Annotated in this window: 8 protein-coding genes; 6 read left to right on the top strand and 2 right to left on the bottom strand. The window is 69.7% G+C overall.

Features of this window, described 5'->3' with window-relative positions; translation table 11 throughout:
• The first annotated feature begins 29 nt into the window (after nt 1–29).
• From metH to ABKA17_RS31250, 4 genes are all read left to right on the top strand, one after another.
• Nucleotides 30–3,545, top strand: coding sequence for a methionine synthase (metH, locus tag ABKA17_RS31265; RefSeq protein ID WP_353695647.1), 3,516 nt, complete (start codon nt 30–32; stop codon nt 3,543–3,545).
• Between the two features lie 149 nt (nt 3,546–3,694).
• Complete coding sequence (locus ABKA17_RS31260) at nt 3,695–4,396, top strand: HAD family hydrolase (protein ID WP_353695646.1); 702 nt, start codon at nt 3,695–3,697, stop codon at nt 4,394–4,396.
• Between the two features lie 421 nt (nt 4,397–4,817).
• On the top strand, nt 4,818–6,419 hold the full coding sequence (locus ABKA17_RS31255; RefSeq protein ID WP_353695645.1) for an ABC transporter substrate-binding protein: 1,602 nt from the start codon (nt 4,818–4,820) through the stop codon (nt 6,417–6,419).
• 68 nt (nt 6,420–6,487) lie between these two features.
• Nucleotides 6,488–8,068 carry an ABC transporter substrate-binding protein gene (locus tag ABKA17_RS31250; protein WP_353695644.1) on the top strand — a complete coding sequence of 527 codons (1,581 nt, stop codon included), beginning with the start codon at nt 6,488–6,490 and terminating at the stop codon, nt 8,066–8,068.
• Nucleotides 8,069–8,189: 121 nt separating this feature from the next.
• On the opposite strand, the gene ABKA17_RS31245 is transcribed toward ABKA17_RS31250, so the two are convergent.
• Together ABKA17_RS31245 and ABKA17_RS31240 are read right to left on the bottom strand one after the other, a co-directional pair.
• Nucleotides 8,190–8,861 carry a response regulator gene (locus ABKA17_RS31245; protein ID WP_046263744.1) on the bottom strand — a complete coding sequence of 224 codons (672 nt, stop codon included), beginning with the start codon at nt 8,859–8,861 and terminating at the stop codon, nt 8,190–8,192.
• A 14-nt stretch (nt 8,862–8,875) separates the two neighbouring features.
• Nucleotides 8,876–9,910 (bottom strand): RecB family exonuclease, encoded by a 1,035-nt coding sequence (locus tag ABKA17_RS31240; protein WP_353695643.1) that lies wholly within the window; start codon nt 9,908–9,910, stop codon nt 8,876–8,878.
• Between the two features lie 174 nt (nt 9,911–10,084).
• Between ABKA17_RS31240 and ABKA17_RS31235 the strand changes: the two genes are divergently transcribed.
• Nucleotides 10,085–11,743 carry a site-2 protease family protein gene (locus ABKA17_RS31235; protein WP_353695642.1) on the top strand — a complete coding sequence of 553 codons (1,659 nt, stop codon included), beginning with the start codon at nt 10,085–10,087 and terminating at the stop codon, nt 11,741–11,743.
• A gap of 77 nt (nt 11,744–11,820) precedes the next feature.
• A complete protein-coding gene (locus ABKA17_RS31230) occupies nt 11,821–12,723 on the top strand; it encodes a tRNA (adenine-N1)-methyltransferase (protein ID WP_353695641.1) in 903 nt (300 codons plus the stop codon).
• Nucleotide 12,724: the final 1 nt, after the last annotated feature.

The following is a 12,724-nucleotide window of genomic DNA, read 5'->3' as shown; positions in this document are numbered from 1 at the left end:
CAGCCGTCGCACCCAAAGGGAGCCCTTTCATGGCCTCGTTGCCACCGACCCCTTCCGCCGACAGCCGGACCCGTGCGTCCGCGCTCCGTGAGGCCCTCGCCACCCGGGTGGTGGTCGCCGACGGGGCGATGGGCACCATGCTCCAGGCGCAGGACCCCACCTTGGAGGACTTCCAGCAGCTCGAGGGCTGCAACGAGATCCTCAACGTGACCCGCCCCGACATCGTGCGCTCGGTGCACGCCGAGTACTTCGACGCGGGCGTCGACTGCGTCGAGACCAACACCTTCGGCGCCAACCTCACCGCCCTCGGCGAGTACGACATCCCCGAACGCATCGTCGAGCTGTCCGAGGCCGGCGCCCGTATCGCCCGCGAGACGGCCGACGAGTACGCCGCCCGCGACGGCCGGCAGCGCTGGGTCCTCGGTTCCGTGGGCCCCGGCACCAAACTGCCCACGCTCGGACACACCACCTTCGGCGCCATCCGTGACGCCTACCAGCAGAACGCCGAGGGCCTCCTCGCCGGCGGCGCCGACGCGCTCCTGGTGGAGACCACCCAGGACCTGCTCCAGACCAAGGCCTCCGTCATCGCCGCCCGCCGGGCCATGGAAACGGCCGGCTACGACGTCCCCCTGATCGTCTCCGTGACGGTGGAGACGACCGGCACGATGCTCCTCGGTTCCGAGATCGGCGCCGCGCTCACCGCGCTGGAGCCGCTCGGCATCGACATGATCGGCCTGAACTGCGCGACCGGTCCGGCCGAGATGAGCGAGCACCTGCGCTACCTGGCCCGCCACTCCCGCATCCAGCTGTCCTGCATGCCCAACGCAGGCCTCCCGGTCCTCACCAAGGACGGCGCCCACTACCCCCTGACCGCGCCGGAGCTCGCCGACGCGCAGGAGAACTTCGTCCGCGACTACGGCCTCTCCCTCATCGGCGGCTGCTGCGGCACCACCCCCGAACACCTCCGCCAGGTCGTCGAGCGCGTCCGCGACCTCGCGCCCACCGAGCGCGACCCGCGCCCCGAGCCGGGCGCCGCCTCCCTCTACCAGACCGTGCCCTTCCGGCAGGACACGTCGTACATGGCGATCGGTGAGCGGACGAACGCCAACGGGTCGAAGAAGTTCCGTGAGGCCATGCTGGAGGCCCGCTGGGACGACTGTGTGGAGATGGCCCGGGACCAGATCCGCGAGGGCGCGCACATGCTCGACCTGTGCGTGGACTACGTCGGCCGCGACGGCGTCGCCGACATGGAGGAACTGGCCGGCCGCTTCGCCACCGCCTCCACCCTGCCGATCGTGCTGGACTCCACCGAGGTCGACGTCATCAAGGCCGGCCTGGAGAAGCTCGGCGGCCGTGCGGTCATCAACTCGGTCAACTACGAGGACGGCGACGGCCCCGAGTCCCGCTTCGCGAAGGTCACCCGGCTCGCCCAGGAACACGGCGCCGCGCTGATCGCGCTGACCATCGACGAGGAGGGCCAGGCCCGGACCCCGGAGCACAAGGTCGCCATCGCCGAGCGGCTCATCGACGACCTGACCGGCAACTGGGGCATCCACGAGTCGGACATCCTCATCGACACCCTGACCTTCACCATCTGCACCGGTCAGGAGGAGTCGCGCAAGGACGGCATCGCCACCATCGAGGCGATCCGTGAGCTCAAGCGCCGCCACCCGGACGTGCAGACCACCCTCGGCCTGTCGAACATCTCCTTCGGACTGAACCCGGCCGCCCGGATCCTGCTGAACTCGGTCTTCCTGGACGAGTGCGTGAAGGCGGGCCTGGACTCGGCGATCGTGCACGCCTCGAAGATCCTGCCCATCGCCCGGTTCAGCGAGGAAGAGGTGCAGACGGCCCTCGACCTCGTCTACGACCGGCGTGCCGAGGGCTACGACCCGTTGCAGAAGCTGATGGCGCTGTTCGAGGGCGCCACGACGAAGTCGCTGAAGGCCGGCAAGGCCGAGGAGCTCGCCGCCCTCCCGCTGGAGGAGCGCCTCAAGCGCCGCATCATCGACGGCGAGAAGAACGGCCTGGAGGCCGACCTCGACGAGGCCCTCCAGACCACGCCCGCCCTGGACATCGTCAACGACACGCTGCTGGACGGCATGAAGGTCGTCGGTGAGCTGTTCGGCTCCGGGCAGATGCAGCTGCCGTTCGTCCTCCAGTCCGCCGAGGTCATGAAGACCGCGGTGGCCCATCTCGAGCCGCACATGGAGAAGTCGGACGCCGAGGGCAAGGGCACGATCGTGCTCGCGACCGTGCGTGGGGACGTGCACGACATCGGCAAGAACCTCGTCGACATCATCCTGTCCAACAACGGCTACAACGTGGTCAACCTGGGCATCAAGCAGCCCGTCTCCGCGATCCTGGAAGCCGCCGCGGAGCACCGCGCCGACGTCATCGGGATGTCCGGGCTGCTGGTGAAGTCCACGGTGATCATGAAGGAGAACCTCGAGGAGCTCAACCAGCGCGGGCTGGCGGCCGACTTCCCGGTGATCCTCGGCGGAGCCGCCCTCACCCGGGCGTACGTCGAACAGGACCTGCACGAGATCTACGAGGGAGAAGTCCGCTACGCCCGCGACGCCTTCGAGGGCCTGCGCCTCATGGACGCCCTGATCGGCGTCAAGCGCGGCGTGCCCGGGGTGAAGCTCCCCGAGCTGAAGCAGCGAAGGGTGCGTGCGACCGCCGCCGTCGAGGTCGAGGAACGCCCGGAGGAGGGCCACGTCCGTTCCGACGTCGCCGTCGACAACCCCCTGCCCACGCCGCCGTTCTGGGACACCCGCGTCATCAAGGGCATCCAGCTCAAGGAGTACGCGACCTGGCTCGACGAGGGCGCCCTCTTCAAGGGGCAGTGGGGCCTCAAGCAGGCCCGCACCGGTGAGGGCCCCACGTACGAGGAGCTCGTCGAGACCGAGGGGCGGCCCCGGCTGCGCGGTCTGCTGGACAAGCTCCAGACGGAGAACCTGCTGGAAGCGGCCGTCGTCTACGGCTACTTCCCGTGTGTGTCCAAGGACGACGACCTGATCATCCTCGACGACCAGGGCAACGAGCGCACCCGCTTCACCTTCCCGCGCCAGCGCCGCGGCCGCCGACTGTGCCTCGCGGACTACTTCCGCCCGGAGGAGTCGGGGGAGACGGACGTCGTCGGCCTCCAGGTCGTCACCGTGGGCTCCCGGATCGGGGAGGAGACCGCGAAGCTGTTCGAGGCGAACGCCTACCGCGACTACCTCGAACTGCACGGACTGTCCGTGCAGTTGGCCGAAGCCCTCGCCGAGTACTGGCACGCGCGCGTGCGTTCGGAGCTGGGCTTCGCGGGCGAGGACCCGAGCGACATCGAGGACATGTTCGCCCTGAAGTACCGGGGCGCCCGCTTCTCCCTCGGCTACGGCGCCTGCCCGAACCTGGAGGACCGCGCCAAGATCGCCGACCTGCTCCAGCCGGAGCGCATCGGCGTCCACCTGTCCGAGGAGTTCCAGCTGCACCCCGAGCAGTCCACGGACGCGATCGTGATCCACCACCCCGAGGCGAAGTACTTCAACGCACGCTGAAGCGCCCCTCGACCGTGACTCCGGTGTGCCCCGGGGCACATGGGTTAAACAAGGCATGTCGTCGTACCGCGACGTACACTGGTCGGTCCACCGCAGGCCGGTTCCCACGTGGGAACCGGCCTGATCGTCCCTCAAGGAGGTGCGCCAGGATGACCAGCACGGTCCCCGCGCCAGCAACCCGTACGGCCGAAGGCTCAGCCCTTCAGGCGGTGCTCCTCGACATGGACGGCACCCTCGTGGACACCGAGGGTTTCTGGTGGGACGTCGAGGTCGAGATCTTCGCCGCCCTCGGGCACACCCTGGACGAGTCCTGGCGCCATGTCGTGGTCGGCGGCCCCATGACCCGCAGCGCGGGCTTCCTCATCGAGGCCACCGGCGCCGACATCACCTTCGCCGAGCTGTCGGTCCTGCTCAACCAGGGGTTCGAGGACCGTATCGGCCGCGCCCTGCCGATGATGCCGGGCGCCGCCCGGCTGCTGGCCGAGCTCTCCGAGTACGAGATCCCGACGGCCCTGGTCTCCGCCTCGCACCGGCGCATCATCGACCGGGTGCTCACTTCGCTCGGCCCCCAGCACTTCGCGCTCACGGTGGCGGGCGACGAGGTGGCCCGGACCAAGCCGTACCCCGACCCGTATCTCTTCGCCGCCGCGGGTCTCGGCGTGGATCCGGCCAGATGCGCGGTCGTCGAGGACACCGCGACCGGTGTCGCGGCCGCGGAGGCCGCCGGCTGCCATGTCGTGGCCGTGCCCTCGGTGGCCCCCATCGCCCCGGCCGACCGGCGCACCGTCGTGACCTCGCTCGAGGAGGTCGACCTGGCTTTTCTGCGCGGCCTGATGACGGAAATGCGCTGACCGTTCACCCAGCGTGCGACGCCGATAGCGGCCGCATTTCCCGGGCCCGTACGCAAAGGAATTCGAACCCTGCTGGATGGCCGAATTCCGGTACGGGTGCATAGCGTTGACGGTGTGACGTTCCCCACGCGGCAGGGGATCGACAGTCGATGAGGTGTGTGCTTCGACGTCCGGTTCGGGGGACTTGGGCGTGCCCTTGTGTCCCGATTGATGGGACCCTGCACGAATCCTTCCCCTGTCGGGTTTTCAATGCGTCCGCACCCGGTTTCGCTGCGTGATGGCGGCCCAACTCCGGTGGCCGTCAACGGGCCTGCAGGTGCGGACTAATCTCGACGCGAGAACATCGCCGTACCCCCCGTGATCCGCCGCACCACCCATGCATGCCGGGTACACGGACCAACAGCTCTGGAGAAACTCGAGCATGAACCGCAAGACTTTGGTGCTGTCGGCCGTCATCGGTCTGCTCGCGCCGGTACTCGCCGCGTGCGGCGGGACCGACAGCGGCAGTGGCGGAGACGCGATCGTCGTCGGCACCACGGACCGGTTCACCGCCTCGAAGGAGGCTCCGGCGCCCCTCGACCCGGCGTACGCCTACGACGTCGGCACCTGGAACATCCTGCGCCAGACCGTGCAGACCCTGATGATCCAGCCGCGCGGCGAGGGCGAACCCGTGCCCGAGGCCGCCGAGAGCTGCCGCTTCACCGACACCGGCAACGAGCGCTACGCCTGCACCCTGCGCAAGGACATGAAGTTCGCCAACGGCGACGCCGTCACCGCCGAGGACGTCAAGTACTCCATCGACCGCGCCCGTTCCCTCAAGGCCGACAGCGGTGTCTTCGCCCTGCTGTCCACCATCGACACCGTCGAGACCAAGGGCGACCGCGAGGTGATCTTCCACCTCAAGACGGCCGACGCCACGTTCCCGTACAAGCTGTCGACCCCGGTCGCCGGCATCGTCAACCCCGACGACTACCAGCGCAACAGCCTGCGCGACGGCTTCGACGTCGACGGCTCCGGCCCGTACACCATGTCGGCCGAGGTCAAGGACAACGAGCTGGTCGACGCCGTGTTCACCAAGAACCCCAACTACAAGGGGACGCTGAAGGTGAACAACGACAAGGTCGAGCTGCGCTCCTTCGAGGACGCCGACGCCATGGGCACCGCCATCAACGACGGTGACATCGACGTCATGTCCCGCACCATGTCGCCGGAGCAGATCGAGAAGCTCTCCGTCTCCTCGGGCGGCGAGGTCGACCTCGTCGAGATGCCCGGCCTGGAGATCCGCTACCTCGCCTTCAACACCGACGCCGCGACCGTGAAGACCAAGGCCGTGCGCCAGGCGATGGCCCAGCTCATCAACCGCAGCGAACTGGTCTCCAAGGTCTACGGCTCCGAGGCCGAGCCGCTGTTCTCGCTGGTCCCGGCGAGCATCACCGGCCACTCCAACGCGTTCTTCAACAAGTACGGCGACCCCAGCGTCGCCAAGGCGAAGGCCCTGCTGGCGAAGGCGAGCATCACCGCCCCGGTCAAGCTGACCCTGCACTACACGACCGACCACTACGGCGCGGCCACCAAGCAGGAGTTCGAGCAGCTCCAGAAGCAGCTCAACGACAGCGGCCTCTTCGACGTCGACATCAAGGGCACGCCCTGGTCGACCTTCCGGCCCGCCGAGCAGAAGGGCGAGTACGACGTCTACGGCATGGGCTGGTTCCCCGACTTCCCGGACGCCGACAACTACCTCGCGCCCTTCCTCGACAAGGACAACTTCCTCGGCTCGCCGTACGTCAACAGCGAGATCCGCAACACCCTGATCCCGGAGTCCCGCCGCGAGGCCGACCGGCTGTCCGCCTCCACCAGCCTGACGGACATCCAGGACATCGTCGCCGACGACGTCCCGGTGCTGCCGCTGTGGCAGGGCAAGCAGTACGTCGCCGCCCGCGACGACGTCACCGGCACCGCCTACGCCCTCAACTCCTCCTCCACCCTTCAGCTGTGGGAGCTCAGCCGTGGCGTGAGCGGCTGATCCGTCCCCTGCCCGGGGCCTGGGACGAGGGCCCCGGGAACTCACCACCGACGACAAGGCACTCGCACGTGAATATGCGTAACCAGTGGCCAGTCCTGCCCCTCGTGGCGGGGCTGGCCTCCGGCCTGCTGACCGGCTGCGGTACCGAGGGCGGCGATTCCGGGGGCAGCGGCTCCAGCGTGGTCATGGGGATGTCCGACGACGTCCTGGCCACCGACCCCGCCTCCGGCTACGACCCCGGGTCCTGGCTGTTGTTCAACAACGTGTTCCAGTCGCTGCTGAGCTTCCCCAAGGGCGGCACGGAGCCGGAGCCCGAGGCCGCCGAGAGCTGCGAGTTCAGCGACACCGCGACCAAGGTCTACAAGTGCACGCTCAAGGACGGCCTGAAGTTCAGCAACGGTGACTCGCTCACCTCGGAGGACGTCAAGTTCTCCTTCGACCGCATGCTGAAGATCAACGACGACGCCGGCCCCGCGATCATGTTCCCCATGCTCGACAAGGTCGAGACGCCGGACGAGAAGACGGTCGTCTTCCGGCTGAACACGCCCGACGCCACCTTCCCCAGCAAGATCGCCTCCGGCGCCGGCTCCATCGTGGACCACCGGCAGTACGACGCGAAGGGGCTGCGCGAGGATGGCGAGGCGGTCGGCTCCGGCCCCTACAAGCTCGACTCGTTCAGCGAGGACGAGGCCGTCTTCTCCGTCAACGAGAACTACGAGGGCACCGCCGACGTAAAGAACTCCGGCGTCACCCTGAAGTTCTTCCACGGTGACCAGGACGAGCTGAAGCGGTCGCTGACCGACAACGAGATCGACATCGCCTACCGAGGGCTCAGCGCCGGCGACATCGCCGACATCGAGGCCGCCGGCACCGACGCCGGCGTCGAGCTCGTCGAGGGCACCAGCGCCGAGGTCCAGCACCTGGTCTTCAACATGAACGACCCGGTCGCCGGACAGCTCGGGGTACGCAAGGCCATCGCCTACCTGCTCGACCGCGACGCCCTCATCAAGGACGTCTACCAGGGCACGGCCACCTCGCTGTACTCGATCGTCCCGGCCGGCATCACCGCCCACAACACGGCCTTCTTCGACACCTACGGCGCCCGCCCGTCCAAGGCCAAGGCCGCCGCGGCCCTGGACGCCGACGGCATCACCGGCAAGGTGAAGCTGACCCTGTGGTCGACGCCCACCCGCTACGGCCCGGCCACCGACCAGGAGCTCCAGGCGATCGCCGGACAGCTCAACAAGAGCGGTCTGTTCGACGCCGACGTCAAGTCCGTCGACTTCAAGCAGTACGAGAAGGACATAGCCGCCGGCAAGTACGGCGTCTACGTGAAGGGCTGGGTGCCCGACTACCCGGACCCCGACAACTTCACCGCCCCGTTCTTCGGCAAGGGCAACGTGCTGAACAACAACTACGACAACAGCACGATCACCGGCACCCTCATCCCGCGCACGGCCGCCCAGAGCGACCGCTCCGCGACCGACGACGACTACGGCCGCCTCCAGGACACCGTCGCCGCCGAGGTCCCGGTCATCCCGGTCTGGCAGGCCAAGCAGTACGCGGTCGTCCACGAGGACGTCTACGGCCTGGAGTACTGCCTCGACGCCTCGACCGTCTTCCGCTTCTGGGAGATCAGCAAGGGCTGAGGTCGGCGAGCTGAGGTCTGACGCTTGCAGCATGGCGCCTGAGGCCTGGCGTCTGGCGACGCGACCGAGGGCGCCCCTTCCCGAGAAGGGGCGCCCTCGTCGTCGTACTCCCGCCGCCGCGTCACTGCGCGCCGGGGCGCACCAGACCGCTCTCGTACGCGTACACCGCGGCCTGCACCCGGTCGCGCAGCCCCAGCTTCGTCAGGACGTGACCCACGTGCGTCTTCACGGTGGTCTCGCTGACGAACAGGTCCGCGGCGATCTCGGCGTTGGACAGCCCGCGCGCCACGAGCTTCAGCACCTCGACCTCACGGTCGGTGAGCGTGTGCAGGGTGTCCGGCACGGGGTCGTCGCCGGACGGCAGATGCGTGGCGTACTTGTCGAGCAGCCGACGGGTGATGCTCGGCGCGAGCATCGCCTCACCGGCGGCCACCACCCGGATGGCCTGGACGAGCTCGTTGGCCGGGGCGTCCTTCAGCAGGAAGCCGCTGGCCCCCGCCCGCAGCGCCTCCACCACGTACTCGTCGAGGTCGAAGGTGGTCAGCACCAGGACCTTCGCCGGGCCGTCCCGCCCGGGACCGGTGATCTGCCGGGTCGCCTCCACTCCGTCCATCCGCGGCATGCGGATGTCCATCAGGACCACGTCGGGCTGCAACGCCCGCACCTGATCGAGCGCCTGGAGCCCGTCGCCGGCCTCGCCGACGACAGCGATGTCCTGCTCCGCCTCCAGAATCATCCGGAAGCCGGTGCGCAGCAGCGGCTGGTCGTCGACCAGTAGGACGCGGATGGCCACGTAAGTCTCCTTCGCTAGTCCGGCCCCATTCTGCCCTGCGACGCCTCGCCGGACTCGGCCGCCCTCACCGGCAGCGGATACGGCGGGGGAGTGCCGCCGAACTCCGGGCAGTGGGCCTGGTGGTCGCACCAGCCGCACAGCTTGGTGGGACGGGGGCGCCACTCGCCCGTCTCCGTCGCCAGCCGGATCGCCTCCCACAGTGCGAGGAGCTTGCGCTCGACGCGCTCCAGATCGGCGAGGACCGGGTCGTACGTCAGGACGTCGCCACTGCCGAGGTAGACCAGCTGGAGACGGCGCGGGATCACGTTCTTCAGCCGCCACACCACCAGGGCGTAGAACTTCATCTGGAACAGGGCGCCCTCGGCGTACTCCGGCCGGGGGGCCTTGCCCGTCTTGTAGTCGACGATACGGACCTCACCCGTCGGCGCCACGTCCACCCGGTCGATGATCCCGCGCAGCTTCAGCCCCGAGTCCAGCTCGGCCTCCACGAACAGCTCGCGCTCGGCGGGCTCCAGCCGGGTCGGGTCCTCCAGACCGAACCACCGCTCGACGAGCCGCTCGGCCTCACCCAGCCAGCGCGTCAGCCGCTCGCCCTCCGGGTCGTCCGCGAACAGCTCCACGACCTCCGGCCGGGTCTCCCGCAACCGGTCCCACTGACCGGGGACCAGCGACTTGGCCCGCGGCGGCGTCCGCTCGGCCGCCGGGGCGTCGAACAGCCGCTCGAGCACCGCGTGCACCAGGGTCCCCCGGGTCGCCGCCTCACTCGGCTTCTCCGGCAACCGGTCGATCACCCGGAACCGGTAGAGCAAAGGGCACTGCATGAAGTCACTGGCACGCGAGGGCGACAGCGAGGCGGGCGCCGTGGCGACGGGCGCGACGGGGACAGGGGCTACGGGGACAGAGGCTGCGGGGACAGGAGCTATGGCTGCGGGCGCCTCCGCGACGGTCGCCGGGTCCGGTGTCGTCGCCTGCTCGTCCGTGACCGGCGGATCCACTTCCGCGATCCCGCCGCCGGGTGCCTCGGCCGCGCCCTCTGTGCTCGTCTCCATGACCCCAGACCTTACGGCCCACCACTGACAGTGACCCAGTCGCGGCCAAGACCCCTGCGACAACAGAGAAAACAGAGGGGGTGCCGGGGCGGAACGCGTGACGACCGCCGCATACCATCGTCCCGAGACCCTTCCGCCGGCAGGCGCGGAAGACGCTTCGAACGAGGGGACACCGTGGACGAGAGCGGCGGGAGCGGGCAGCCGCGGTCCGGCAACGACGAGCCGGCCCAGCACCACGCGGACCCGGCGGCTCCGACTCCCGACCCCGCACCCTCCGACGGGGACATCCCTACGTCCGCCCGCTCCGAGTCCGAGTCCAAGTCCGTGTCCGCGTCCGAGGAAGTCCCCGCGGAAACGAACGCGCAGGACACCGACGCCCCGGCGACCCCCCGTCCCGAGAGCGACGCCACGCAGGCCCCGCAAGCCGACACCGCTCCCGAGACCACGGACACCACCCCCGCAGCGGACGCCACCACCGAGCAGGCGGCCGACACAGACCCGCCCGCGCAGAAACCCGGCCCGGTCCAAACTCCGGCCCCCGCAGACGCCCAGGACGCCCAGCACCCCGCAGACGCCCGGACCGCCCCGCCCTTCGCCGACCCCCAGGACGACCGCACCCCCGACGACCGCACCCTCGCCCACGCCGGCACGACCAAGGGCCGCCCCCCGCGGCGCCCCAAGGACCCCGGCGGCGGGCTGCTCATGGGGCGCCCCTTCGGCGTGCCCGTGTACGTCGCGCCCAGCTGGTTCCTCGTCGCGGCGCTGATCACCTGGGTGTTCGGCGGCCAGCTCGACCGGGTGCTCCCCGAACTCGGAGCCGCCCGATACCTCGTGTCGCTCTTCTTCGCGGTCGCCTTCTACGCCTCCGTACTCGTGCACGAGCTGGCCCACACCGTCGCCGCCCTGCGCTTCAAACTGCCCGTGCGCCGCATCCAGCTCCAGTTCTTCGGCGGCGTCTCCGAGATCGAGAAGGAGGCGGAGACCCCGGGCCGCGAGTTCTGGCTGGCCTTCGTCGGCCCCCTCCTCTCCCTCGTCCTCGCCGGCCTCTTCTACGTCGCCATGCAGCCCGTCGAACCCGGCACCGTCCCCGGCGTCCTGCTGGCCGGCCTGATGATCTCCAACCTCATCGTGGCCGCCTTCAACCTCCTGCCCGGCCTCCCCCTCGACGGCGGCCGGATGCTCCGCGCGGTCGTCTGGAAGATCACCGGCAAGCCCATGAGCGGCACCATCGCCGCCGCCTGGGTCGGCCGCGCCCTCGCCGTCTCCGTCCTGATCGGGCTCCCGCTGCTCACCCAGTCCGGCGCCCTCGGCTCCAACGCCGAGGACAACGTCGGCATGGACACCGTCATGGACGCCCTGCTCGCCGCGATCCTCGCCGCGATCATCTGGACCGGCGCCGGCAACAGCCTCCGCATGGCCCGCCTGCGCGAACACCTCCCCGAACTGCGCGCCCGCAACCTCACCCGCCGCGCCGTCCCCGTCGAGACCGACACCCCGCTCTCCGAGGCCCTGCGCCGCGCCAACGAGGCCGGCGCCCGCGCCCTGGTCGTCGTCGACGCCGACGGCGAACCCCTCTCCCTCGTCCGCGAGGCCGCCATCGTCGGCGTACCCGAACACCGCCGCCCCTGGGTCGCCGTCAGCGGCCTCGCCCAGGACCTCACCGACGGCATGCGCATCTCCGCCGAACTCGCCGGCGAGGACCTCCTGGACACCCTGCGCGCCACCCCCGCCACCGAGTACCTGGTCGTCGAGGACAGCGGCGAGATCTACGGCGTCCTGTCCGCCGCAGACGTGGAACGAGCCTTCGTGAAGGCCATGGCCCGCCCCAACTGAAAGCACCGCTCTCCCAAAGAGGTGCTCCACCCTTCCCCGTGGTCGGAGGGCTCCACAAACCCCGGTAGTCTGTTCACATGTCCGAACCGACCGGTGCCGCCCGCAGGCGCGGGCCCTTCAAGGTCGGGGACCAGGTTCAGCTGACCGACCCCAAGGGCCGCCACTACACGTTCACGCTCGAGGCCGGGAAGAACTTCCACACCCACAAGGGTTCCTTCCCCCACGACGAACTGATCGGTGCTCCCGAGGGCAGCGTTGTCCGCACCACCGGGAACGTCGCCTACCTCGCGCTGCGCCCCCTGCTCCCCGACTACGTCCTGTCCATGCCCCGCGGCGCCGCCGTGGTCTACCCCAAGGACGCGGGGCAGATCCTGGCCTTCGCCGACATCTTCCCCGGCGCACGCGTCGTCGAAGCGGGCGTCGGCTCCGGCTCGCTCAGCAGCTTCCTGCTGCGCGCCATCGGCGACCAGGGCATGCTGCACAGCTACGAGCGCCGCGAGGACTTCGCGGAGATCGCCCAGCAGAACGTCGAGCGCTACTTCGGCGGCCCGCACCCCGCCTGGCAGCTCACCGTCGGCGACCTCCAGGACAACCTGTCCGACGCCGACGTCGACCGCGTCATCCTCGACATGCTCGCCCCCTGGGAATGTTTGGAGGCCGTCTCCAAGGCCCTCGTCCCCGGCGGCATCCTCTGCTGCTACGTCGCCACCACCACCCAGCTCGCCCGGACCGTCGAGTCCATCCGCGAGATCGGCTGCTTCAACGAGCCGACCGCCTGGGAATCGATGATCCGCAACTGGCACATCGAGGGCCTCGCCGTCCGCCCCGACCACCGGATGATCGGCCACACCGGCTTCCTCCTCACCGCCCGCCGCCTCGCGGACGGCGTCGAGCCGCCCATGCGCCGCCGCCGCCCCGCCAAGGGCGCCTACGGCGAGGACTACGCCGGCCCCAACGCCGACGGAGGCTCCGGCCGCTGAG

The organism is Streptomyces sp. RG80 (genome assembly GCF_040446465.1).
GTDB lineage: Bacteria > Actinomycetota > Actinomycetes > Streptomycetales > Streptomycetaceae > Streptomyces.
Note: the sequence above shows the minus strand (reverse complement) of the source record. Positions and strands in the feature narration are given on the sequence as shown.

Coding starts and splice junctions, on each gene's coding strand:
- ABKA17_RS31255 (WP_353695645.1), top strand. CDS start 4,818: ATGAACCGCAAGACTTTGGTGCTGTCGGCCGTCATCGGTCTGCTCGCG.
- ABKA17_RS31240 (WP_353695643.1), bottom strand. CDS start 9,910: ATGGAGACGAGCACAGAGGGCGCGGCCGAGGCACCCGGCGGCGGGATC.
- ABKA17_RS31260 (WP_353695646.1), top strand. CDS start 3,695: ATGACCAGCACGGTCCCCGCGCCAGCAACCCGTACGGCCGAAGGCTCA.
- ABKA17_RS31230 (WP_353695641.1), top strand. CDS start 11,821: ATGTCCGAACCGACCGGTGCCGCCCGCAGGCGCGGGCCCTTCAAGGTC.
- metH (WP_353695647.1), top strand. CDS start 30: ATGGCCTCGTTGCCACCGACCCCTTCCGCCGACAGCCGGACCCGTGCG.